Here is a 21,031-nt window from a genome sequence, read left to right as displayed (position 1 = left end):
TCAAAAGGTGTAGACCACTTGCCCGGCAAGGGACGTCTGCAGCCGACGTTCGACAATCGGGCTGTCGGCGGCTTCGTGGTTCAGGTACTGCAGTGCCAGCACCGTCGACACGCTCCATTGTTTGTCCAGCGGCAATGACCACGTCAGGTCTGCACCACGGCTGATCAACCCGGCCCGGGCCTTGTACGCCCGGAACTGGCTGCGCGAAGCCTGGGCATCGCTGACGCCGTACCAGGTGCGCATGTAGTTGCTGTCACCGAACTGGCTGTTGAGGCCGCCGGTCACCTTGCCGAAACGTCCTTCGTAGAGCGGCGCACTGATGCTCAACTTGAGACGGTTCCAGGACGAGCCGGTGTCGTGGTCATCGTCGTCCTTTTCCAGCGCATGTTCGAAACTCGCGCCGAGAATGAGCGGGCCGAGGTGATACGTCCCGTCGAGGCCGATCACCGGGCGCGACTTGATCGAACCCATGCCGTTGAGTTCGTCCGAGCCCTTGTAGCCGGTCTTGCGATCCTTGCGCACGTCGCTGGCGCCGATGTAGACGCTGAGGCCGAAATCCTCTTCATCGAAACCCCAGCCCAGGCCTCGGCTAGTGTCGAGGAACACGCCGTAGGGGCTGACGATTTCGACACCCACCAATGGCGCCACCACCCGCTCGTCACTGCCGCTGTAGCGCGGCGCACTGGCGGCCCCGGCGCGCAGGGTGGTGTGCCAGTCCTCTGCGCGCAGCGAGTCGCCGGGCAACAGCAGGCAAAGGGAGGTCAGGGACAGCGAAAACGTACGCAGCGAAACCGGCATGGGGCACCCGATTAGGAATATGGATGCACCATGCTAGGCGGGGGGCGGCCGGCAATCTTTGGCAGCTTTGTCGGGAAACTGTCAAAGACTGTGAAGGCCGCTATCGGGTCAATCCCAGCCGTTCGTGCCATTGGGCGATGGATTCTTCGGGGTAGACCTCGAATTGCCGGTCCTTCGCGCTCGCCTGCACTTCGACCCATGGCGCTTTCGAGCCGAGCATCAGGTGAGTGTGTTCCGGCGGCACCGGCAACGGTGTGTCGATGGCCGAGGCGAACGGGTGGATCAGTTCCGGCCATTCCGGGCTGAACAGCCACAGGCCGCTGCCGCACAACGAACAGAAGTGTCGTTCGGCGGTGCTGCGATGGGCGCGTTTGTCGCCATCGTCTTTCATCTTCGCGTGGTAGATCGTGATGTGTTTGCGCCCGCGTACCTTGAGGCTGGCCGCGTCGCCGCCGAGGTTGATCGCATAGCCGCCACCGCCCTGGGTCTTGCGGCAGATCGAGCAGTAGCAGCGCTGATAAGGGTAGGGGTGGGCGCTGTCGAGGGTGAATGAAACCGCGCCGCAGTGGCAGGAGCCTTCGAGGTGCATGAGTGGCCTCCGGTTTGGCGTTGTCGATGCGGTTCAGCCTAGAAGAGATGTTGCGCCTGTGCCGCCGCTATCGCGAGCTTGCTCGCGATGAACGATAACGCGGTAAAACTGGACGCCCACGAATCCGAAGGTCAGCATGTCCGCAAAAAAAGGGACCCAAACCCATGCGCCGACTACCTTCCCTGGCCGCCCTGCGAACCTTCGAATGCGCCGCCCGCCACGCGCATTTCGGCCGGGCCGCCGCCGAGCTGTGCGTCACCGACAGCGCCGTCAGCCATCAGATCCGCCAGCTCGAAGAGCAACTGGGCGTGTCGCTGTTCATCCGCGAGGGCCGGCAGATTCGCCCAACCATCGCTGCCGGGCGCCTGATGCAAAGCCTGCAACAAGCGTTCGAACTGATCGGCGATGCCTGCGACGAGTTGCGCGATCCGTCCTCGCTTGCCGTGCTGCGACTGGCGGTTACGGCGGAGCTGGCGCAGAAGTGGCTGATGAACCGTCTGACCGATTTCTACGCGCGTTATCCGCACATCACCTTGCACCTCTACGAGCAACCGATCGACGCCGCCGCACCCGGCGAAGACATCGATCTGGCGATCACCTACGGCACCGGCCCGGTGGACAGCAGCGCGTACTTCGTCCGACCGTTGCCGGCGTTGCAGTTCTTCCCGGTGTGCAGCCCCGGTCTGTTCAACCAGGGCAACCTGAAAACCCCGAAGGACCTGGCCCGACATTGCCTGCTGCACGACGATCAGGACGGCAAGACCTGGACCGCGTGGCTCACCAGCCATGCCGGCGACTTGCGCCCGGAGCGCCAGTTGTATTTCGCCCACGCCGGCCTGGCGCTGGAAGCGGCGGCGCAAGGGCAGGGCGTGGCGATGGGCGACAACCTCACGGCGCAGGAGGATTTGCAGAACGGGCGTCTGGTGCGGCCGTTCACCTCCAGCATGACCGCGTTGGGCCAATACGCACTGGTCTGCGAGCGGGTACGGCTGGAGCGTCCGGCGGTGGCACAGATGTTGGAGTGGTTCAACGATCAGCTGGCGGATTGATGAGTTGAATTCAACTGTTCCGAAATAATCATCGTTGGCGGCGCGACGGCCCGCGACCGTAGCCTGAGGTCATTCCCATCCCGATGACGAGGTTTGACCATGGCACGTTTGCTCGACACCACCCCGAAACAGGACGGCTTCCGTCTGCCCGGCGAATTCGAAGCCAAGTCCGGTTGCTGGCTCGGCTGGCCGGAGCGCACCGACGTCTGGCGCAACGGCGCCAAGCCAGCGCAGAAAGTCTGGGCGCAGATCGTCACCGCAATCTCCCACAGTGAACCGGTGACGGTCTGCGCCTCGGCGGCCCAGTTCGCCACCGCCCGCCGCCAGTTGCCGCCGCAAGTGCGCGTGGTGGAGATGACCTGCAACGACACCTGGTTCCGCGACAGCGGCCCGTGCTTCGTGGTTAACGACCAGAGCGGTGAAGTACGTGGCGTCGACTTTGAATTCAACGCCTACGGCGGCCTCGATGGCGGGCTTTACTACCCATGGGACAAGGACGACCAGATCGCCAGCAAGATCCTTGAAATCGAACGTTTCGACCGCTATCGCGCCCCTTTGATTGCCGAGCTCGGCGGCATCCAGAGCGACGGCCAGGGCAGCATCCTCACCACCGAGCAATGCCTGCTCAACCGCAATCGCAACCAGCACCTGGGCAAGGACGAAGTGACCCGCCGGCTGACCGATTACCTCGGCGCCGAGCAAGTGATCTGGCTGCCACGCGGTTGCAAGTTCGACGAAACTGACGGCCATGTCGATGACCTTGCGTGCTTCGTGCGCCCGGGCGAAGTGGTGCTGCAATGGACCGACAACCGCGACGACCCGCAGTGGGAAATCTATCAGGAGGCCTACGACATCTTGCGCAGTACCCGCGACAGCCGTGGCCGCGAGCTGATCGTGCACAAACTGCCGCAACCGGACGTGCTGGAATGGACCGCCGAAGAAGCCGAAGGCCTCGATCAGCAGGACAGCACTCACACCCGTCAGGCCGGCACCAAAATCTGCGCGTCGTACATCAACTACTACGCCGGCAACAGTTCGATCGTGGTGCCACTGTTCGGTGATCGCAACGATAAGGTGGCGCTGGCGACCCTCGCCGAACTGTTCCCGCAGCACAAGATCGTCGGCATCGAAAACTCCCGGGAAATCCTGCTCGGCGGCGGCAACGTCGCGTGCATCACCATGCCGCAATACGCCGGCCAGATAAAAGGAGCCTGAGCATGGGCCTGCACAAACTGAGTAAAGCGTTATTGCTGGTGCTTGCACCCCTGTGTGTGCAGGCCGCCGAGCCGGCGAAACCGGTGGTCAATCTGTACATCTGGGGCGAGTACCTGGCCCCGGATACCCTGAAGAATTTCGAGGCGAAAACCGGGATTCAGGTGGTCGCCGATCACTTCGATTCGCTGGAAACCGTCGAGACCAAATTACTGACTGGCCGTAGCGGCTACGACCTGGTGCTGACGGCCGGCCAGCACCTGTCGCGGGCGATCGCGAGCGGCGCGATCCAGACCCTGAACAAGCAGCAGCTCCCGCACTTTGCCGGGGTCGGCGACGAGTTCCGTCAGCACATGGCAGTCTTCGATCCAGGCAACCGCTACGCCGGGATCTATGCCTGGGGCACTACCGGCGTCGGCTATCAGGAGGAGGCCGTGAAGCAGCGTCTGCCGGACGCGCCACGGGACAGTTGGGCGATGCTGTTCGATCCGGCCGTGGTGTCGAAATTCGCCGATTGCGGGGTGAGCCTGCTCAACGATCCGAACGAAGTGTTCGCGGCGGTCATGAAGTACATGGGCCTGGACATCAACCGCCAGAGCCTGGATGACCTGAAACTCGCCGAGCAGCAACTGGCGAAGATCCGCCCGTACATCCGCTACTTCGACAACGACCTGAACATCAGCGACCTGGCCAACGGCAACACCTGCGTGGCGATGTCGTGGAACGGCAACGTTGCCATTGCGGCGGGGCAGGCCGAAGCGGCCCACAAGCCGTTCAAGTTGAATTACCGGATTCCGAAGGAGGGCACGCTGATCTGGTTCGACGCCATGGTCATTCCCAAGGACGCACCACACCCCGAGGCCGGGCTGGCATTGATGGATTACCTGATGACGCCTGAGGTAATCGCGCCGATCACCGACACCATTCACTACGCCAATGCGATCACGGCGGCGGACGGGTTGATCGATCCGGCGATTCGTAATGATCCGGGGACTTATCCGCCTGAGGCGGTGAGGGCTTCGTTGTATAGCAAGAATGACAATGGCAAGGCGTTCAACCGGGCTTTGATTCGGGCGTTCAGTCGGTTGAAATCGGGCCTTTGAAAAGCCGCCCTCACTTACGGTGAGGGCGCTTTTGGTACCCGCCACAAATACCAGGCCGCCACGGTGCGATACGGACTCCACCCCAACCCGATCTCAATCATCTGCTTGCGCGTAGGCTGCCTCTCCAACCCTTTCAACCGCCGATACCCCTCGCGCACGCCAAAGTCATCCGCCGGCAGAATATCCGGCCGCTCCAGGCTGTAGATCAGCAACATCTCTACAGTCCAGCGCCCAACCCCGCGCAGGCTGACCAACCGCTCGATCAGCGCTTCATCCTCCATCGCCAGCGCAGTCGAGTAATCCGGCACCACGCCATCCAGGGTCGCCTGGGCAATCCCCTGAATCGTCGTAATCTTGCCTGCCGAAAACCCGCAACTGCGCAACCGGTCGAAATCCGTCGCCAGAATCTGCTCGGGACGCGGAAACGACTGCTCGGGAAACAGCCCCACCAACCGACCGACAATCGCGTCGCCCGCCTTGGCGTGCAGTTGCTGATAGGCAATCGCCCGCACCAGCGATTCATATGGATCGCGCGCCGGGTGCGGCTGATGCAGGCAAGGGCCGACGGCAGCAATGTGGCGCTGCCAGTCGGCGTCGAGGCTGGCCAGAAACTCGCTGGCCGGTTGGTAGGGATCGGGCATCAGCAACTTCAATGATCCGTTGATTTGAACGCCGGGAGGGCGTGGGGGGTGGTTTGTCAGAACGCCAGTTGTTGCGTCATCTGCACGGCAGCGTTTTCCAGCCTGAGCAGAAACGCCTTGCGCGGTTGCCCACCACCATAGCCGGTCAGCGAGCCGTCCGCACCGATCACTCGGTGGCATGGCACCACGATCGACAGCCGATTGTGCCCGTTGGCCAGGCCCACGGCGCGACTGGCGCCAGGTTTGCCCAGCCGCGCGGCGATGGTGCCGTAAGTGCTGGTGTGGCCGTAGGGGATTTGCCGCAGTTCGGCCCAGACCTGACGGGCAAATTCGCTGCCGGGCAGATGCAATGGCACGCTGAATTCGCTGAGCTTGCCGGCGAAGTACAGCGCCAGTTCGTTTTCGATCAGCTGCAAATGCGCATTGTGTCCCGGCGCGACGACGTAGCCGTAGCGGTTCTGCAGTTCTTCGACTTCGCGGGTCAGCGCCGGGCGGTCGAGAAACTCCAGCAGCACCAGTCCGCGTCGCTCGGCCATGGCGATCATCGGCCCCAGCGGCGTGGTCAGGCGGGTGAACAGCAGCGGTTCGCTGGCCGCCGCACGGCCCGGCGTGATGTGAAACGACTTCTGGAATGCATCGCGAAAACCACTGAGGGATTCATAGCCGGAGTCGAACGCCGCATGATCGATGGACGTGCCTTGCTTGATCCCGCCCAGCGCCACGCCGAGCCGGCGGGTGCGCAGCCAGGCGTGGAAGGTCATGCCGAAATGCTGCTTGAACCAGCGCCGCAGTTTCAGCGGTTCGATGCCTTCTGCGAGCAATTGCGCATCGCTCCAACGCAACTCCGGATTGGCGTCGACGGCTTTCAACAGCCGTTGCACCCAGTCCGGGGCGATGGCTGCGGCGTCCAGCGGTTTGCAGCGCAAACAGGCGCGATAACCGGCGGACAGGCAGTCGTCAGCGTGGGCGAAGAACTCGACGTTTTCCGGTTTCGGCTTGCGCGCCGTGCAGGTCGGGCGGCAAAAGATCCCGGTGGTTTTCACAGCCGTGAAGAACACGCCTTCATAGGCGGTGTCGCTTGCGAGCATGGCGCGAACCATTTCGGCGTGAGGGGGCAGGACAGCGGTCTGTATGTTCATGGGCCGAGGATAAAACCAGTTATTCGATGGCTCCACCGAAAAATCGACAGTGAATTTTCGGGCCGCTGCACTACAGTGACCGGGTCGCTACAACTCGGGAAATGAAGGTATGCCACCGTTCACGATTCACCACATCGATCACATCGTGCTGCGCGTTGCGGATCTGCAACGCAGCATTGATTTCTACGACCGGGTCTTCGGTGCCGAAGTGGTCAAGCGCAACGAAAAATTCGGTCTGGTGCACCTTCGCGCCGGCACGTCGATGATTGATCTGGTCGACCTCGACGGCGAAATCGGTCGTAAGGGCGGCGCCGCTGCCGGCAGCGAGCGGCGCAATGTCGATCACTTCTGCCTGCGCATCGAGCCGTTCGATGAAGCGGCGCTGATCAGCCATTTGCAATCCTGCGGCCTGACCGTCGACAAGGCGGCTACCCGCTTTGGCGCGGAGGGCAACGGCCTGTCGCTGTACTGCTTTGATCCGGACGGCAATCAGGTCGAACTCAAAGGCCCGTCCGAAGCTTAGGCCCGCTTGGCCATCAGCAACACCGAAGCCGCCGCCGACAACAGTCCCGCACAGCAACGGTTGAAAATCCGCTTGCCGCGCGGCTCGGCGAACCAGCGGCGCATGTGCAGGCCCATATAGGCGTAGGCGCTGATGGCGATCCATTCCAGCAACAGGAACAGCACCCCCAGCAACATGAACTGCGGGGTGATGGCACGGTTCGGGTCGACGAACTGCGGCAGGAATGCAGTGAAGATGAGAATGGCCTTGGGATTACCTGCGGCCACCAGAAACTCCTGACGCGCCAGGGCCAGCAGCCCGTTCGCCGGCGCCGTAACGGCGTCTTCGGCAGTCGGATTGGCCCGCCACAGCTGCCATGCCAGGTACAACAGATACCCCGCGCCGACAATCTTGATCCCGTAGAACAACAGCTCGGACGTTTGCAGCACCACCGCCAGCCCCGCCGCCGCGAGGGCGATCATCCCGGCGAACGCCAGCAGCCGACCGACCCCGGCCACGCAGGCGCGACGATAGCCGTAGCGGGTGGCGTTGCTGACCGACAGCAGGTTGTTCGGGCCGGGCGCCATGTTCAAGGCGAAACAGGCGGGCAGAAACAGGGAAAGGGTGGCGAGATCCATGGCACGGGCTCCGGTGGCGGGACGGCTATTTTTATCACGCTGGCGGCAGGCCGGAACCGTACAGTAAGGCTGCAGAGTCGCGGTACAGCGATTGTCGGGCGTGAATCCGTTCGAACTTTCCGCCGCCCCGTCAACTCTGAATCCCTCACAGGGTGATGAATCCGCCAGAAAAAATTATCTGCCGGGTCAGAAAGGACAATTGCCGTGTAAGCTTTCGCGCCATGCGTTTCCATTCCCCAATGGCCCCAGGCGGCCCACTCTACGAGCGACTACATGCAAGCAAAGGCCCGCGAGGTTCATGTGCCACCGGTGTTGCAGGATCTGCGCGCCGGCACCGCCGAACTGCACATCGCACTGGAAAAACGCCTTCCTTACTTCTCCGACACCCTTGATCTGCGCGCTTTCGAGCGATTGATGCGCGCCTATTACGGTTTCTATCAGCCGCTGGAAGCCGCGTTGCAGGACAGCGGCGTGATCCCCGCCGATTTTGATCTGGTCTCGCGCCTCAAGGCGCCGACCCTGAAACGGGATCTGCACGCGTTGGGCGCAAGTGGCGGGGATTTTTCGCTCTGCCGTCAGTTGCCCGACATCAACTCCGCCGCCGCCTGCCTGGGCGTGCTGTACGTGCTGGAAGGCGCGACCCTCGGCGGGCAGATCCTGCGCCGGGAAATCGCCACACGCCTGAGCCTGGGCGCGGACAACGGCGCAGCGTTTCTGGACATCTACGGCGCCGCCACCGGCCGGCGCTGGCGCGACTTCATCGAATACCTGGGCAGCCGCCCGATGGACGCCGACGAGCGTGAAGCCGCCGTGGCGGCCGCTCACACCACATTCAGCTGTTTCGAGCGTTGGCTCGAAAGCCAGGAGGTTCTGGTATGACCCCGCAAGACAAAGAAGCCTTTGAAGAGTTGCTGGCCAACTGCGCCGACGAGCCGATCCGTTTTCCCGGCGCCATCCAGCCCCACGGTCTGCTGCTGACCCTCAGCGAGCCCGAGCTTTCGATCATCCAGATCAGCGCCAACGTCGAGACCTTGCTCGCGCGCCCGGCACAGGAACTGATCGGTCAGCCATTGCAAAGCCTGATCGGCGATGCCCACGCCGCGCAGGTTCGCGAGGCCTTGCAACAGCCGATCTTGTCCGATGCGCCGCCGTTGCACTTTCGCCTTAATGGCACCGCGTTCGAAGGCTTGCTGCACCGCCATCAGGATGTGCTGATCCTGGAGCTGGAAATCCACGTCGAAAACTTCCAGCCGCGCAACGTTGCCGGCACTGAAACCCATCTGGGGCGAATGCTCGCGCGCCTGCAAAAGGCCCAGAGCCTGCAAGCGCTGTACGACATCAGCGTCAAGGAAATCCAGGCCATGACCGGTTACGACCGGGTGCTGATCTATCGTTTCGAAGAGGAGGGCCACGGTCAGGTCATCGCCGAAGCGTCCGATCCGTCGATGGAAGTCTTCAACGGTTTGTTCTTCCCGGCCTCGGACATCCCCGAGCAGGCCCGCGAGCTGTACCGCACCAACTGGCTGCGGATCATCCCCAATGCCGACTACCAACCGGTGCCGCTGGTGCCCAAGTTGCGCCCGGACACCCAGACCCCGCTGGACCTGAGCTTCGCCACGCTACGCAGTGTGTCGCCGATCCACTGCCAGTACATGAAGAACATGGGCGTGCTGTCGTCGATGAGCATTTCCCTGCTCAAGGGCGACAAGCTTTGGGGCCTGATCAGTTGCGGCAACCGCCAGCCGCTGCACGTGCCCCACGAATTGCGCACCGCATGCCAGACCATCGGCCAGGTGCTGTCGTTGCAGATCAGCGCGATGGAAGCGCTGGAAGTCAGCCGTCAACGGGAAGAAAAGGTCGAGGCGCTGGCGTTGCTCAATCAGGCGATGGTCGATTCGCCGCAGAACGTTTTCGATGGCCTGGCCAACCAGCCGCAAGTCCTGATGGCGCTGGCCAATGCCGGTGGCATCGCGATCATCGAAGACAAACAATTGCACCGTTACGGCAACTGCCCGGAGCCGGAAGAGATTCGTGCCTTGCACAAATGGTTGCAGGAGCGCGGCGAGCCGGTGTTTGCCAGTCATCACCTGGCCAGCGTCTACCCGCCGGCCGCGCACTATCAGCAAGTCGCCAGCGGCGTGCTCGCCATGAGCCTGCCCAAACCGGTGGACAACGGCGTGCTGTGGTTCCGCCCGGAGGTCAAAGAAAACATCAACTGGAGCGGCGACCCGCGCAAGCCGCTGGACCTGGAAAACTCCGACGCCGGCCTGCGTCTGCGGCCGCGTACTTCGTTCGAAATCTGGAAAGTCGAGATGGCCGGGATTTCTACCAAGTGGAGCCACGGTGATTTGTTCGCCGCCAACGACCTGCGCCGCTCGGCACTGGAAAACGATCTGGCCCGGCAGGTGCGCCGCGAGCAGGAAGCGGTGCGCGCCCGCGATGAGCTGGTGGCGGTGGTTTCCCACGATCTGCGCAACCCGATGACCGTGATTTCGATGCTGTGCGGCATGATGCAAAAGGCTTTCAGCTCAGACGGGCCGCACACTTCGCGGCGTATCTCGACGGCCATCGACACCATGCAGCAAGCCGCCGGGCGCATGAACACGCTACTGGAAGACTTGCTCGATACCTCGAAAATCGACGCCGGGCGTTACACCATCGCCCCGCAGAAACTCGATGTCGCACAGATGTTCGAAGAGGCGCAGTCACTGCTCGCACCATTGGCGCTGGACAAGGACATCAGCATCTCGTTCGAGGCCGATCCCGATCTGAGCATCCATGCCGACCCCGAGCGGTTGTTCCAGGTGTTGTCGAATCTGGTCGGCAATGCGATCAAGTTCACGCCGCGTCTGGGTACGGTTGATGTGTTTGCCAAATCGGTCGGTGACGACATCGTCTTCACGGTGCGCGACAGCGGCGAAGGCATTCCCAAGGATCACTTGCCACACGTCTTCGACCGTTACTGGACGGTGAAGGAAGGCAATCCGAACGGCACGGGGCTTGGTCTTTACATCACGCAAGGCATCGTCGAGGCCCATGGCGGGCGGATCGTGGCCGAGAGCGAGCCGGGGCAGGGCAGCGAATTCCGCTTCACCGTGCCACGTCTGGACTGAGCAGTGGCTCGCGACGGGTGGCCTGCAGCAAGGCCACCCATTCGGCGGCGAATCGATGGCAATCGCCGGGCCAACGCGCCGTCAGCAGTTGCCCGTCGCGCACCACAAAACCGATTTGCGGGTTCTCTGCCTGGTCGCGTTTGGCAATGAGGGGGCCGCGTATGAAGTCGGCCTTGTTGGCCAGTGCGGTTTTCACTTCTGCCTCGACCGTCTGTTTGTAGGTGCGGTAGTAGCGTCCCAGCCACGCAGCTGTCATCAGCCACGCCGGCAGCTCCATGGTTGCCGCCAGCAGTGCCGTAACCTTGCGCCCGAACAACACCGAACGCCCGGTATCGGGATCGAGCGTGCGGGCCAGCAACAACACGCCATGACACACCGCCGCCACGGGTTTTTCGGCTTTGAAAAATTGCAGGGCGATCTGCTGGGCCTGCTTGGATTCCAGCAACGTGCGCATGCCTTTGGCATGACCGCCGGGAATCAGCAGACCATCGAACTGGCTCGGGTCGACATCGGCATACGCCAGCGGCTGCCTGAACGCTTCGGACTCGATCATTTTTGCGTAACTGTCCAGATCGGTCTTGCGCGTCATCAGCATCGAACTCAGCAGGCCGAAACCGATGTCCACCAGTCGTGAGTCGGCGTGGGCGGGCAAACCTTGTGGCGTGGCAAAGCGCACCTCGATGTCCGCATCGCGCATGGCCTGCCATGGCACGCTGCTTTCGGTGGGGTCGTAATCGGCGGCTGGCAACAGAATCAGAATCATCGCGGGCGACTTCCTGGTCGAGAGTGGTCACTGAGGTAGAGCGTAGTGGGTCTGCAGGCACGGGGGTAATTTCGTTCAATACTCAGGGCTGGGCGCTGGTTACCGTGAGCGCCTTGTTCCTCGATTTGAAGCAGGTGTGCGATGAGTCTGATTGTGTCGATGGCGGCGTTTGCCCTGGCCGCGTCCATTACCCCGGGGCCGGTGAACATCGTGGCGTTGAGTTCAGGGGCGCAGTTCGGCTTTCGCGCCAGTCAGCGGCATGTGGCCGGGGCGACGCTGGGGTTTGTGTTGTTGCTGGTGTTGATGGGGCTGGGGCTTCACGAAGTGTTGAAACTGTGGCCGGCGCTGACCCGCGTGGTGCAACTGGCCGGGGTGGCGTTTCTGCTGTTCATGGCCTGGAAACTGGCCACCGATAACGGTCAATTGAATACGGGAGAGTCGGGCAGGGCACCGTCGATGCTCTACGGCGCGGTGATGCAATGGCTCAATCCCAAGGCTTGGCTGGCCTGTGTGGCGGGGATGGGGGCGTTTGTGGCCGATGGCGAGGCACGGCTGGTGTGGCAGTTTGCGGCGGTGTATCTGGTGATCTGTTATCTGTCGGTGGGGTGTTGGGTGTATGCCGGGACGTTTTTGCGCGGCTATATCGGCAATCCGGCAGGGATGCGGTTGTTCAACCGAGTGATGGCGTCGTTATTGGCGATTAGTGCGGGGTATTTGTTACTGCCGTGAGCGTGGCGGACCTTCGGTTTAAAGGTGTTTAAGGATGCTTCCGGCAAGCCACAACACCTTGCGCCATTGCCTACGCATCCGCCAGAATCCGCCGGCTTGTGGGCCTTGGGGCCGGGTTCTATCGTGTGTCGGTCGCTGACGAATCAGCGATCGGGTTTCGCAGCCCGGATCAATCAAGGCGCCCAGAGCGTCGTTTCCGTTCAGCTTTTTTGGCTGATCGCGTAATGGCGGTTGTGCGCGGGATACCTTCGGGTATGCCGGGTTCCTTGATTCCCGGTCTGCGAACCCGCGTACAGCTGTCACCTCCTTTCGTTTCGCAGCGAACCGTGGCAGCTCCATCAATCAGGGAGTTTTACCATGATCAAACCAACGCCAAACCCACCCGAAACCGACCCGACCTCGCCCTACGAAACCCTCGACTCCAAGAAATTCCACGAAGCCGCCGAACGCGCCCTCGACCACTACCTCAATCCGTTCCACCCCAGAAAGCCGCTGCTCAAACCCAACACCCGCTACCTCATCGCCCCCGGCATCCCGAATGAAGAGCTGCTCGCCGACGCCTGCGAAACCCTGACCTCGGCCAAAACCATGGCCAGCGATTTCGCCGGAATGATCGATGCGCCGCAGCGGCATGTGCTGTTGGGCATCGGGCAACTGATCATGCTGGCGGAGCTGGCGGTGAATCGGGTGCTGGATAATCTGGAGGTGATGGCTGAGCCCCGTGTCTGAGTGCTGAAACCGAAACGGCCCATTGCGGGCCGTTTTTGTTGTTATCCCCGATACTGCCCCGGCGTAGCCGCCAGATGCTGCTTGAACGCCCGCTGAAAATGCGCCTGATCGGCAAACCCCGCCTCGAGCGCCACATCCGCAATCAACTGCCCGCGACGTAAACACTCGCGAGCGAACTGGATGCGCTGGTTAACCAAAAACGCATGGGGCGTCATGCCGAAATGTTGTTTGAAGGCGCGAATCAGATAGGACGGTGACAGTTCGGCAGCGGCGCAGATGTCGTCAAGGCTGAGCAAGTCGGTGCAGCGCTGGCGGATGAAGTCGGCGGCGCGTTCGAGTTTGAAGTTCGGTTCGCGCAGCGGTTGTTCGATGGGATTCAGGCGCAGTTGCAGGTCGCTGAAGAATTCCACCGCTGCGCTCTGTTTGCGCAGCACGTCTTGCTGATCGTCGACCAATACCGCGTACAACGCATTCAAGTCGTCAAACAGGCGGGCGTCATTCAGATGAGTATCGGAAAACCGCCGAAACTCAAGTTCCGCACTGAAGCCCAACTGGTGCTGAAGATCCGTCAGCCACGGTGTTTCCACATACAGCATCAGATACGACCACGGCTGGTCATCGATCGGGTTGCAGGCGTGTACATCCCCCGGATTCATCAGTACCACCGTGCCGGCCGCCACTTCAAACGAGGATTGCTCATGCACATAGGTGCTGCGCCCGGCGGTGATCGCACCGATGGAAAAATGCGCGTGGGAGTGCCGTGAGTAGCAGACCTCACGGCCATCGGCGATGGCCCGGGCCTCGATGAAGGGCAGGGCGTCATCGCGCCAGAAGCGCGGGGCTTGTTCAGGGTTCTTGGCGGCGGCTTTCATTGTCGGGGTTCTCGGCAGGCCAGTGCCCGAGTGTATTAGCTCTGGCCGGCGAAGGCTCGCTCGAGTTCGGCGATGTCGAGTTTTTTCATCCCGAGCATGGCCTGCATCGCCCGTTGGGCCTTGGTCTGGTCGGCATCGGTCATCATGTGCATGAACGCCACCGGCACGATCTGCCACGACACGCCGAACTTGTCCTTGAGCCAGCCGCATTGCTGCGCTTCCACTGGGCCGCCAGCAGAAAGGTTGCCCCAGAAATGATCGACCTCTTCCTGGTTCTGGCAATTGACCTGAAACGAAATCGCCTCATTGAACTTGAACACCGGCCCGCCATTGAGCCCGGTGAAAGTGTGGCCGTCGAGTTCGAAACTGACGGTCATCACCGAGCCTTCGGGGCGGCCGTGGAATTCCTGGCCGGCCTTGCCGTAGTGGGTGAGGGCGGTAATTTTCGAGTGGTCGAAGATCGAGCAGTAAAACTTCGCCGCCGCCTCGGCCTGATCGTCGAACCACAGGCAGGGCGTCAGTTTTTGAAAGCGTTGCATGGCAGTCATCCTCGGCAGGTTGGACATGCTGGATTAATAGCGTAGTCAGTCTGTGGTCAGCTGGCGGTGCCGCGGATCGATGGTCGGATGCAGTGAAGATGGAATGTAGTCGTATTGACTTTTTGGCTTGTCAAAATGACTCTTTTTCGTTTTTGTCAAATTGACTCGTATTCTCGCAACTGGCTGATATTGCTGGGCGAATAATCTGGCACGCTAATTGAAGTGCCTTAAGTACAAACTGATCCGCTCAGGAGTACGAAACATGTTCACTTTCTTCGAGAATCCGCTGAACGTTCTGCACCTGTCGAGCAAAGTGCTCGTCGCCGGTCTGGCCATGTTGCTGGCCGGAATCTACGGCGCTTATCTGTATCAAAGCCCTATGCCGATTGCGTTGCTGGTGGCGATGCACGCGATGACCATCGTCGGCCCGACGCTGATCAAGATCGGCTATGTGATGCGTCTGCTGTCGCAATATCGGTTGGCCAACTCTCATGCAGTGGCGGCGGCCTGAAATGCGCGGACTCTCCGCAGCACCTGTGTTCAGCCTGGGATTTCGTCCGCTTTTTCTGGCCGGTGCCGGATTCGCTGCTCTGGCGATTCTGATCTGGGGGTTGTGGCTTTACGGCCACTGGTTCGACCTGCAACCGGCGGGCGGCATGCTCGCCTGGCATCGGCATGAAATGCCGTTTGGTTTTGCGGCGGCAATCGTTGCCGGATTCCTGTTGACTGCGGTGCCCAACTGGACCGGGATTCCCGGTGTGCGCGGCGGAGCGTTGATTGCGTTGGTGTCGGTCTGGCTGCTCGGGCGCGTGGCCTGGTGGATGCCGTTGCCCGTTGGATTGACCCTCGCGCTGCAATGGTTTTTTCTGCCGCTGCTGGCGGTGATGCTGGCGCGGGACCTGATTGCTGCGGGCAAACGCGACAATTACCCGATTGTGCTGGTGCTCGCGCTGATGGCCGGTTGTCAGGCGCTTACCTTGATTGGCCTGTTTAACGACGACACCGGTTTGCAAAGACAAGGCGTACTGGGTGCGTTGTGGCTGATTGCGGCACTGATGACCGTGATCGGCGGGCGGGTGATTCCGTTTTTCATTCAGCGCGGCTTGAACCGTCCACCCGCACCGGCCATCCATCCGTTGCCCACGCGGTTACTGTTGATTGGCAGTCTGCTGACGGCGATGACGTTTGCGGCGGGTCTCAACGATTCACCTCGGCTGTGGCTGGCCGCGCTGTTTGCGCTCACCGGCAGTTTGCAAGTACGGCGGCTGATCCGCTGGCACGATCGCGGGATGTGGCGGGTGCCGCTGCTCTGGTCGTTGTACCTGGCTTACGGCTGGATGGTGTTGGCGACTTGGGCCATGGCGACGTGGCATCTCGGACTGCTCGGCCAGCAAAGCCTGGCGACCCATGCGCTGGCGGTCGGCGGAGTGGGTGGGTTGATTATGGCGATGATCGCCCGGGTCAGCCTCGGCCACACCGGCCGCTTGTTGCAACCGCCGAAAGCCGTGGTGGTGGGGTTTGCCTTGGTGTTGATCGCGGCGGGTTGCCGGGTGTTGCTGGTGCCGTTTTCCAGCCTTGGCCTCGGCTTGTCTGTGGTGCTCTGGTGCGCGGGGTTCGCGCTGTTTTTACGGCATTACACCGGGATTCTGCTCAAGCCGAGGCTGTAGATTCTTTAGCCACGACGCTCGGCAATCATCAACAACGACTGCGGCACGGAGCTTTGCGGATGCTGCGGCTCGCGCAGACTGGTCAACTGAAACCCGGCCATGTCCAGCGCATTCAGCCAACTGGACAAGGTGCGGAAATACCACGGCATCGGCTGCCACTGGCCTTTGAACCCGTCGAAGGTTTCCTCCCGCCAGCCATCCTGATAATCACCCGCTGCCACCGACCATGGATGCAGCGTCTGGATCACCAGCGCGCCGCCGGGCACGAGCAGGGCGTTCATGGCAGCGAGCAGCGGGATGATGTCCTGATGCAGCAGGGAAAAGTTGGCGCAGATCAGGTCGTAATCGCAGCCGATGTCGACTTTCGCTTCCACCAGATCTTCATAGCTGGCGACGTGCACCGGTGCTGATCCTGCGGCTTGCGCTGCCTCGACCAGCGTGGCGTCACCATCCACGCCGACCGCTTCGATCCCGCGTTCAGCCAGCGCCCGCAACAGCCAGCCTTCGCCGCATCCCAGATCGAGCACGCGTTCAGGCTGGCGCCCCATCAGCGCCAACAGCATGGCTTGATCGGTGACCTGCTGGCGGCTTTCGATGGCGCCGCTGCGGATGGCTTCGGTCCAGGCCCGGGCGTTATGGTGCCAGCTCTGGAGGAGGGTGGATTCAGGCGAGGACATTGCGAACTCCGACGTTACGGGATGCAGGCAAGGATAGGTCAGGTGTAGTCGGCCAGTTGAATCCGGTTGCGACCGCCGCGCTTGGATTCGTAGAGAGCGCTGTCACCCTGTTCGATCAACGCCGCGAGGCTGGCCGGTGGCTGATCGAACACCTTGGCGCCAATGCTCAAGGTGACGGCTTCAGGCGTGATGTAGGCCTGCGCAGTCATCTGCTGAAACTGCTCACGCAATTCGCTGCCCAGCACCATGATCTGTTCGTGGGAAGCATCGCCCAGCAACATGACGAATTCGTCACCGCCCAGCCTTGCTGCCAGCGCGCCCTGGGGCAGCTGCGAGCGGATCATTTCGCTGAGCGAAATCAGCAGGCGGTCGCCGGCGGTGTGGCCATACAGATCGTTGATCAGTTTGAAGTTGTCGATGTCGATCAGCAGCAGGGCGCCGGGGCGGGCGCTGGAGACTTCCCCGAGCAGGCGCGGCGCGCGGACTTCGAGGGCACGGCGGTTGTACAGCGCGGTCAGCGGATCCCGGGCGGCCAGTTCGGCGATCTGTTTTTCCCGGCGGTAGCGCTCGGTGCCGGTCATCGACAGCGCGATCAGCATGATTGCCATCGCGCCTTCGACCAGGGAAATCTGGATGATCGTGCCGCGAAACGCCGCCAGGTCGATCAGAGTGCCCGGGAGCACCGCCGTAATCGCCTTGGTGAAATAAAACAGCCCGTGAATCAACAGCACATAACGCAGTTGCACGGCGCCAATGCTCAATGATTTACCGTGAGGGCGCAGCAGCAGACTGGCCCGCAGCATCAGCACGGCAACCAGCAGCGAGTTGGCCACCAGCATGATTTTCGACCACGAGGGGGCTTCCGGTAACAGCAGCAACGCCAGCCACACAAGGAACATCAAGTACCAGGCTCGCGATAACGACCGCTGGGTAAACCGCGCGACGCCCAGCAGGAACAGCCAGTGCGCAACGACCAGCAAGCCGTTGGCGAACCAGATCCCGATCAGCGGATAACCGTTGGCCCGCAGCAGGGCAAGGCTCGAACCGACGGTGATGGTGGCGAAACCGGCGCTCCAGAACAGCAATGAGGATTCGCGGATGCTGCGCCATTCGACCGCCAGGTAAAGGGCAGCCGCCGCTGCCAGGGCGGTGGAAATGGTCAACATCGTAAGGGGGTCGAGCGCCATGAAAGGAGTGGTCTGTCTGAATGGTGGTAATGGGCCACGATTGTAAGCGTTCCCCCATTGCGCTGCTATTTTCACTCACCGGATATTCCATTTTGCGGGAGGTGTGCCATGGATCGACTGACCGGCGGTTGTCTGTGCGGCGCGGTGCGGATCGAAATGACGGGCCGACCCTGGCGGGTTGGCGTTTGCCATTGTCTGGATTGCCGCAAACATCACGGCGCACTGTTTGCGTCGGCGGCGATCTTTCCGGCGGACGCGGTGACCATTACTGGCGAAACCCGAGACTACGCCGGTCGGTTTTTCTGTCCGCGCTGTGGTTCATCGGTGTTCGGTCGCAGTGGCGATGAAATCGAGGTCAGTCTGGGTGCGCTGGATGCGCCCGATCAATTGCAGCCGACTTACGAACTCTGGACGGTGCGTCGCGAATCGTGGTTGCCCGCGTTTCCATTGGCCAGACACTATGTGGGTAATCGCGAGGAGGCGGGGAGAACCGAAGAGTAGCCGGGGGCAGGCAGGACACCTGACCCCGGCCAATAAAATCAGCCGCGAATGAAGGCCAGCAGATCCGCGTTGATCGTTGGCGCCTCGGTGGTCGGCATGCCGTGGGGGAAGCCCGGATAGATCTTCAGCGTGCTGTTCTTCAGCAGTTTCGCCGAGAGTACGCCGGCGTTTTCGTACGGCACGATCTGGTCGTCATCGCCGTGCATCACCAGCACCGGAATCGAAATACCTTTCAGGTCTTCGGTGAAATCCGTCTGCGAGAAAGCAACGATCCCGTCATAGTGCGCCTTGGCGCCACCCATCATGCCCTGGCGCCACCAGTTGAGCACGACGGGTTCCGAAGGCTTGGCCCCGGGCCGGTTGTACCCATAGAACGGGCCGGCCGGCACGTCGTGATAGAACTGCGAGCGATTGGCTGCCAGTTGTGCCTGAAGATCGTCGAACACCGACTTCGGCAAGCCGCCCGGATTGCTTTCGGTTTTCACCATCAGCGGCGGCACGGCGCTGATGATCGCGGCTTTTGACACCCGATCCTCGCCATGCCGGGCGATGTAATGAATGACTTCGCCGCCACCGGTGGAGTGGCCGACATGCACGGCTTTCTGCGTCCCCAGATGATTGACCACCGCCGCCACGTCATCGGCGTAGTGATCCATGTCGTGGCCGTCCCAGACCTGGCTCGAACGCCCGTGACCCCGTCGATCATGGGCCACGACCCGGAAGCCCTGAGCGAGGAAGAACAGCATCTGCGCATCCCAGTCGTCCGCGCTGAGTGGCCAGCCGTGGTGGAAATGGATCACCGGGGCATCTTTCGGGCCCCAGTCCTTGTAGAAGATTTCGACGCCGTCTTTCGTTGTGACATATCCCATGTTCGTGACTCCTGGAAAATGCGGAACGTGACCCCGAAGGGAGTGATGACAAGCGTTATCAACTCTAGGATTGAAGTGCACTTCAAGGTCAAGCTAGTTCCGAACGGTCATCGCTGGCGTGAATGATGGGCCATAGCCATTGTGCGCTTGACCTTAAAGTTTGGTTGAACCTTAGAGTCTTGCTCACCGGCCATCCACCGGGTCAATCAGCGAGAAGGTCAGCGAACATGAACAAGCGCTTTACAGAGGTGGAATTCGGAACGCACAAGGTCGAAGTGCTGGAGGGCGGCTACTACGACCGGTTCCGGATGAACCCCAACCTCGACGAAGTGGCCCGGGACAAGGCTGCAGGCAACATCGACTTCTTCCGGCGCATTCCCAAGCAGCAAGTTGCGTCGAGAGTCGGGCCGACCTGGGCGCCGAACTTCTATTACCGTTCCGGCAGCGTGCAGTTGCTGTTCCTGGCGCCGCTGGACCGTCTGCGCGCCACCTTGCCTGCGCCGCTTGAACCGCTGCGGGCGTTTCCCGGCTACGGCCTGGTGGCGCTGACGTTTTTCTCCTATTCGGTTTGCGACAACGATCCGTACGACGAAGTCTCCGTGGCGATTGTCGTGCGTCGCCCCGGCGCCCGTGGCTCCCACGCGCGGGAACTGATGGACGCCATGCGCCGACGCAGTTTCACCGCCCATGTGCTGGCGCTGCCGGTGAACACCGAAATCGCCCGGGTGCGCGGCGTGCACGGCTATCAATTGCCCAAGTGGCGCGCCGACATCAACGTGAACATCGGCACCAGCGTGAGCGCCCGCATTGACGGGCCTAAGGGCTTGCCGGACCTGGTGCTGAAAGCGCCGCTGCCGACCCTGAAAAACGTCACACCGCAATCACGTATGAGCACCGCCACCATGATTCATCAGGTCGACGGTCTGTGGCACCAGAGCGTGGTGCAGAGCAACACACTGTCCTTTGCCCAGCGCCTGTTTCCCCGCGATGTGCAGTTGGATCGCAATGGCGGCCCGCTGAGCCAGTTGCTCGACGGCCTCGGGGCTTCGCGGATCCTGCGTCTGGACGTGATCAAGGACGCCCAGATCGTGCTGAACCTGCCGGTGCCGCTGACAGCACGGCCATGACCGGTGGTCGCGGCGGCTGGTCGTCGGGGCAAAATGCGCTTAGCTGAAAGGGATAAGCCGAGGCGTGCACGGTATCGAATGCTGTCGCAACGCGCCTTCAGAACACCGTGAGTCTGAGGAAATCCCCGATGCTGACCTTGAACATCAATGGCAAGGATCAGGAGCTCGATGTCCCCGCGGACATGCCGTTGCTCTGGGTTCTGCGCGATGTCGCGCACCTGACCGGTACCAAGTTCGGTTGTGGCATGGCCCAGTGCGGGGCCTGCACCGTGCATGTCGATGGCGCACCGCTGCGTTCGTGCATCACGCCGGCCACCGCTGTAGCCCATGGCCAGAAAATCCTCACCATCGAAGGCCTTTCGACTGATGGTTCGCACCCGGTGCAACAGGCCTGGGCCGAGCTGGACGTGGTGCAGTGCGGCTACTGCCAGTCCGGGCAGATCATGTCCGCCGCCGCATTGCTGGCGAAAATCCCAAAACCCACCGACAGCGACATCGATCAGGCGCTCTCCGGCAACATCTGCCGTTGCGGCACCTACCCAAGAATCCGCGCTGCGGTCAAACGTGCCGCCGACATCGGCTGAGCG

24 protein-coding genes are annotated in these 21,031 nt (G+C 61.8%); 13 read left to right on the top strand and 11 right to left on the bottom strand.

From position 1 onward, the window contains the following. Together CAF87_RS22420 and CAF87_RS22415 are read right to left on the bottom strand one after the other, a co-directional pair. Positions 1 to 798: a MipA/OmpV family protein gene (locus CAF87_RS22420; protein WP_085733106.1), complete on the bottom strand. Its 798-nt coding sequence runs from the start codon at positions 796 to 798 to the stop codon at positions 1 to 3. Between the two features lie 100 nt (positions 799 to 898). Beyond that, on the bottom strand, positions 899 to 1,387 hold the full coding sequence (locus tag CAF87_RS22415; RefSeq protein ID WP_085733105.1) for a GFA family protein: 489 nt from the start codon (positions 1,385 to 1,387) through the stop codon (positions 899 to 901). A 164-nt stretch (positions 1,388 to 1,551) separates the two neighbouring features. On the opposite strand from CAF87_RS22415, the gene CAF87_RS22410 reads away from it, so the two are divergent. From CAF87_RS22410 to CAF87_RS22400, 3 genes are all read left to right on the top strand, one after another. Continuing rightward, positions 1,552 to 2,436, top strand: a complete 885-nt coding sequence (locus tag CAF87_RS22410) for a LysR substrate-binding domain-containing protein (protein WP_085733104.1) — start codon at positions 1,552 to 1,554, stop codon at positions 2,434 to 2,436. Between the two features lie 99 nt (positions 2,437 to 2,535). Continuing rightward, on the top strand, positions 2,536 to 3,651 hold the full coding sequence (gene aguA / locus CAF87_RS22405; RefSeq protein ID WP_085733103.1) for an agmatine deiminase: 1,116 nt from the start codon (positions 2,536 to 2,538) through the stop codon (positions 3,649 to 3,651). A gap of 2 nt (positions 3,652 to 3,653) precedes the next feature. Beyond that, positions 3,654 to 4,751 (top strand): extracellular solute-binding protein, encoded by a 1,098-nt coding sequence (locus CAF87_RS22400; protein ID WP_085733102.1) that lies wholly within the window; start codon positions 3,654 to 3,656, stop codon positions 4,749 to 4,751. Positions 4,752 to 4,765: 14 nt separating this feature from the next. Here the strand turns inward: CAF87_RS22400 and CAF87_RS22395 are convergent, their stop codons facing one another. Together CAF87_RS22395 and CAF87_RS22390 are read right to left on the bottom strand one after the other, a co-directional pair. Continuing rightward, complete coding sequence (locus CAF87_RS22395; RefSeq protein ID WP_085733101.1) at positions 4,766 to 5,392, bottom strand: DNA-3-methyladenine glycosylase; 627 nt, start codon at positions 5,390 to 5,392, stop codon at positions 4,766 to 4,768. Between the two features lie 56 nt (positions 5,393 to 5,448). Beyond that, entirely contained in the window at positions 5,449 to 6,531 is a 1,083-nt protein-coding gene (locus tag CAF87_RS22390) for a bifunctional transcriptional activator/DNA repair enzyme AdaA (RefSeq protein WP_085733100.1), read from the bottom strand. A 109-nt stretch (positions 6,532 to 6,640) separates the two neighbouring features. Here CAF87_RS22390 and CAF87_RS22385 point away from each other — a divergent pair, with 109 nt between their 5' ends. Continuing rightward, positions 6,641 to 7,054, top strand: a complete 414-nt coding sequence (locus CAF87_RS22385) for a VOC family protein (RefSeq protein ID WP_085733099.1) — start codon at positions 6,641 to 6,643, stop codon at positions 7,052 to 7,054. Here CAF87_RS22385 and CAF87_RS22380 read toward each other — a convergent pair. After that, a complete protein-coding gene (locus tag CAF87_RS22380) occupies positions 7,051 to 7,671 on the bottom strand; it encodes a LysE family translocator (protein ID WP_085733098.1) in 621 nt (206 codons plus the stop codon). The two genes, CAF87_RS22385 and CAF87_RS22380, sit on opposite strands and share 4 nt — an antisense overlap. Before the next feature lie 273 nt (positions 7,672 to 7,944). Here CAF87_RS22380 and CAF87_RS22375 point away from each other — a divergent pair, with 273 nt between their 5' ends. Both CAF87_RS22375 and CAF87_RS22370 read left to right on the top strand, forming a co-directional pair. Then, entirely contained in the window at positions 7,945 to 8,550 is a 606-nt protein-coding gene (locus CAF87_RS22375) for a biliverdin-producing heme oxygenase (RefSeq protein WP_085733097.1), read from the top strand. After that, on the top strand, positions 8,547 to 10,784 hold the full coding sequence (locus CAF87_RS22370; protein WP_085733096.1) for an ATP-binding protein: 2,238 nt from the start codon (positions 8,547 to 8,549) through the stop codon (positions 10,782 to 10,784). Before CAF87_RS22375 ends, CAF87_RS22370 begins: the two co-directional genes overlap by 4 nt. Here the strand turns inward: CAF87_RS22370 and CAF87_RS22365 are convergent. Then, complete coding sequence (locus tag CAF87_RS22365; protein ID WP_085733095.1) at positions 10,762 to 11,547, bottom strand: type 1 glutamine amidotransferase domain-containing protein; 786 nt, start codon at positions 11,545 to 11,547, stop codon at positions 10,762 to 10,764. The two genes, CAF87_RS22370 and CAF87_RS22365, sit on opposite strands and share 23 nt — an antisense overlap. A gap of 141 nt (positions 11,548 to 11,688) precedes the next feature. Here CAF87_RS22365 and CAF87_RS22360 point away from each other — a divergent pair, with 141 nt between their 5' ends. Together CAF87_RS22360 and CAF87_RS22355 are read left to right on the top strand one after the other, a co-directional pair. Next, a complete protein-coding gene (locus tag CAF87_RS22360) occupies positions 11,689 to 12,276 on the top strand; it encodes a LysE family translocator (RefSeq protein ID WP_085733094.1) in 588 nt (195 codons plus the stop codon). Between the two features lie 357 nt (positions 12,277 to 12,633). After that, a complete protein-coding gene (locus tag CAF87_RS22355; RefSeq protein ID WP_085733093.1) occupies positions 12,634 to 13,005 on the top strand; it encodes a DUF6124 family protein in 372 nt (123 codons plus the stop codon). Between the two features lie 41 nt (positions 13,006 to 13,046). On the opposite strand, the gene CAF87_RS22350 is transcribed toward CAF87_RS22355, so the two are convergent. Continuing rightward, on the bottom strand, positions 13,047 to 13,877 hold the full coding sequence (locus CAF87_RS22350; protein ID WP_085733092.1) for an AraC family transcriptional regulator: 831 nt from the start codon (positions 13,875 to 13,877) through the stop codon (positions 13,047 to 13,049). A gap of 35 nt (positions 13,878 to 13,912) precedes the next feature. Then, the gene (locus CAF87_RS22345) at positions 13,913 to 14,416 is read right to left on the bottom strand and encodes a VOC family protein (RefSeq protein WP_085733091.1); all 504 of its coding nucleotides are present in this window, start codon (positions 14,414 to 14,416) and stop codon (positions 13,913 to 13,915) included. A gap of 262 nt (positions 14,417 to 14,678) precedes the next feature. On the opposite strand from CAF87_RS22345, the gene CAF87_RS22340 reads away from it, so the two are divergent. Beyond that, positions 14,679 to 14,927 carry a transmembrane sensor/regulator PpyR gene (locus CAF87_RS22340; protein ID WP_085733090.1) on the top strand — a complete coding sequence of 83 codons (249 nt, stop codon included), beginning with the start codon at positions 14,679 to 14,681 and terminating at the stop codon, positions 14,925 to 14,927. A gap of 1 nt (position 14,928) precedes the next feature. Then, positions 14,929 to 16,083 (top strand): NnrS family protein, encoded by a 1,155-nt coding sequence (locus CAF87_RS22335; protein ID WP_085733089.1) that lies wholly within the window; start codon positions 14,929 to 14,931, stop codon positions 16,081 to 16,083. Between the two features lie 5 nt (positions 16,084 to 16,088). Here CAF87_RS22335 and CAF87_RS22330 read toward each other — a convergent pair whose 3' ends face one another. Next, positions 16,089 to 16,760: a bifunctional 2-polyprenyl-6-hydroxyphenol methylase/3-demethylubiquinol 3-O-methyltransferase UbiG gene (locus tag CAF87_RS22330; RefSeq protein ID WP_085733088.1), complete on the bottom strand. Its 672-nt coding sequence runs from the start codon at positions 16,758 to 16,760 to the stop codon at positions 16,089 to 16,091. Between the two features lie 38 nt (positions 16,761 to 16,798). Then, on the bottom strand, positions 16,799 to 17,947 hold the full coding sequence (locus CAF87_RS22325) for a GGDEF domain-containing protein (RefSeq protein ID WP_085733087.1): 1,149 nt from the start codon (positions 17,945 to 17,947) through the stop codon (positions 16,799 to 16,801). Between the two features lie 108 nt (positions 17,948 to 18,055). Between CAF87_RS22325 and CAF87_RS22320 the strand changes: the two genes are divergently transcribed. Continuing rightward, positions 18,056 to 18,448 carry a GFA family protein gene (locus tag CAF87_RS22320; RefSeq protein WP_085733086.1) on the top strand — a complete coding sequence of 131 codons (393 nt, stop codon included), beginning with the start codon at positions 18,056 to 18,058 and terminating at the stop codon, positions 18,446 to 18,448. Between the two features lie 38 nt (positions 18,449 to 18,486). Here the strand turns inward: CAF87_RS22320 and CAF87_RS22315 are convergent, their stop codons facing one another. Next, positions 18,487 to 19,317, bottom strand: coding sequence for an alpha/beta fold hydrolase (locus CAF87_RS22315; RefSeq protein WP_085733085.1), 831 nt, complete (start codon positions 19,315 to 19,317; stop codon positions 18,487 to 18,489). A gap of 227 nt (positions 19,318 to 19,544) precedes the next feature. Here CAF87_RS22315 and CAF87_RS22310 point away from each other — a divergent pair, with 227 nt between their 5' ends. Next, positions 19,545 to 20,444 carry an acetoacetate decarboxylase gene (locus CAF87_RS22310; RefSeq protein WP_085733084.1) on the top strand — a complete coding sequence of 300 codons (900 nt, stop codon included), beginning with the start codon at positions 19,545 to 19,547 and terminating at the stop codon, positions 20,442 to 20,444. 128 nt (positions 20,445 to 20,572) lie between these two features. Beyond that, positions 20,573 to 21,028, top strand: coding sequence for a (2Fe-2S)-binding protein (locus tag CAF87_RS22305; protein ID WP_085708608.1), 456 nt, complete (start codon positions 20,573 to 20,575; stop codon positions 21,026 to 21,028). Positions 21,029 to 21,031: the final 3 nt, after the last annotated feature.

The organism is Pseudomonas sp. R38(2017) (assembly GCF_002112395.1).
Classification (GTDB): Bacteria; Pseudomonadota; Gammaproteobacteria; order Pseudomonadales; family Pseudomonadaceae; genus Aquipseudomonas.
The sequence above is the reverse complement of the archived record's forward strand: the minus strand, read 5'-3'. Positions and strand labels throughout refer to the sequence as shown.

Coding starts and splice junctions, on each gene's coding strand:
- CAF87_RS22420 (WP_085733106.1), bottom strand. CDS start 798: ATGCCGGTTTCGCTGCGTACGTTTTCGCTGTCCCTGACCTCCCTTTGC.
- CAF87_RS22415 (WP_085733105.1), bottom strand. CDS start 1,387: ATGCACCTCGAAGGCTCCTGCCACTGCGGCGCGGTTTCATTCACCCTC.
- CAF87_RS22410 (WP_085733104.1), top strand. CDS start 1,552: ATGCGCCGACTACCTTCCCTGGCCGCCCTGCGAACCTTCGAATGCGCC.
- aguA (WP_085733103.1), top strand. CDS start 2,536: ATGGCACGTTTGCTCGACACCACCCCGAAACAGGACGGCTTCCGTCTG.
- CAF87_RS22400 (WP_085733102.1), top strand. CDS start 3,654: ATGGGCCTGCACAAACTGAGTAAAGCGTTATTGCTGGTGCTTGCACCC.
- CAF87_RS22395 (WP_085733101.1), bottom strand. CDS start 5,392: ATGCCCGATCCCTACCAACCGGCCAGCGAGTTTCTGGCCAGCCTCGAC.
- CAF87_RS22390 (WP_085733100.1), bottom strand. CDS start 6,531: ATGAACATACAGACCGCTGTCCTGCCCCCTCACGCCGAAATGGTTCGC.
- CAF87_RS22385 (WP_085733099.1), top strand. CDS start 6,641: ATGCCACCGTTCACGATTCACCACATCGATCACATCGTGCTGCGCGTT.
- CAF87_RS22380 (WP_085733098.1), bottom strand. CDS start 7,671: ATGGATCTCGCCACCCTTTCCCTGTTTCTGCCCGCCTGTTTCGCCTTG.
- CAF87_RS22375 (WP_085733097.1), top strand. CDS start 7,945: ATGCAAGCAAAGGCCCGCGAGGTTCATGTGCCACCGGTGTTGCAGGAT.
- CAF87_RS22370 (WP_085733096.1), top strand. CDS start 8,547: ATGACCCCGCAAGACAAAGAAGCCTTTGAAGAGTTGCTGGCCAACTGC.
- CAF87_RS22365 (WP_085733095.1), bottom strand. CDS start 11,547: ATGATTCTGATTCTGTTGCCAGCCGCCGATTACGACCCCACCGAAAGC.
- CAF87_RS22360 (WP_085733094.1), top strand. CDS start 11,689: ATGAGTCTGATTGTGTCGATGGCGGCGTTTGCCCTGGCCGCGTCCATT.
- CAF87_RS22355 (WP_085733093.1), top strand. CDS start 12,634: ATGATCAAACCAACGCCAAACCCACCCGAAACCGACCCGACCTCGCCC.
- CAF87_RS22350 (WP_085733092.1), bottom strand. CDS start 13,877: ATGAAAGCCGCCGCCAAGAACCCTGAACAAGCCCCGCGCTTCTGGCGC.
- CAF87_RS22345 (WP_085733091.1), bottom strand. CDS start 14,416: ATGCAACGCTTTCAAAAACTGACGCCCTGCCTGTGGTTCGACGATCAG.
- CAF87_RS22340 (WP_085733090.1), top strand. CDS start 14,679: ATGTTCACTTTCTTCGAGAATCCGCTGAACGTTCTGCACCTGTCGAGC.
- CAF87_RS22335 (WP_085733089.1), top strand. CDS start 14,929: ATGCGCGGACTCTCCGCAGCACCTGTGTTCAGCCTGGGATTTCGTCCG.
- CAF87_RS22330 (WP_085733088.1), bottom strand. CDS start 16,760: ATGTCCTCGCCTGAATCCACCCTCCTCCAGAGCTGGCACCATAACGCC.
- CAF87_RS22325 (WP_085733087.1), bottom strand. CDS start 17,947: ATGGCGCTCGACCCCCTTACGATGTTGACCATTTCCACCGCCCTGGCA.
- CAF87_RS22320 (WP_085733086.1), top strand. CDS start 18,056: ATGGATCGACTGACCGGCGGTTGTCTGTGCGGCGCGGTGCGGATCGAA.
- CAF87_RS22315 (WP_085733085.1), bottom strand. CDS start 19,317: ATGGGATATGTCACAACGAAAGACGGCGTCGAAATCTTCTACAAGGAC.
- CAF87_RS22310 (WP_085733084.1), top strand. CDS start 19,545: ATGAACAAGCGCTTTACAGAGGTGGAATTCGGAACGCACAAGGTCGAA.
- CAF87_RS22305 (WP_085708608.1), top strand. CDS start 20,573: ATGCTGACCTTGAACATCAATGGCAAGGATCAGGAGCTCGATGTCCCC.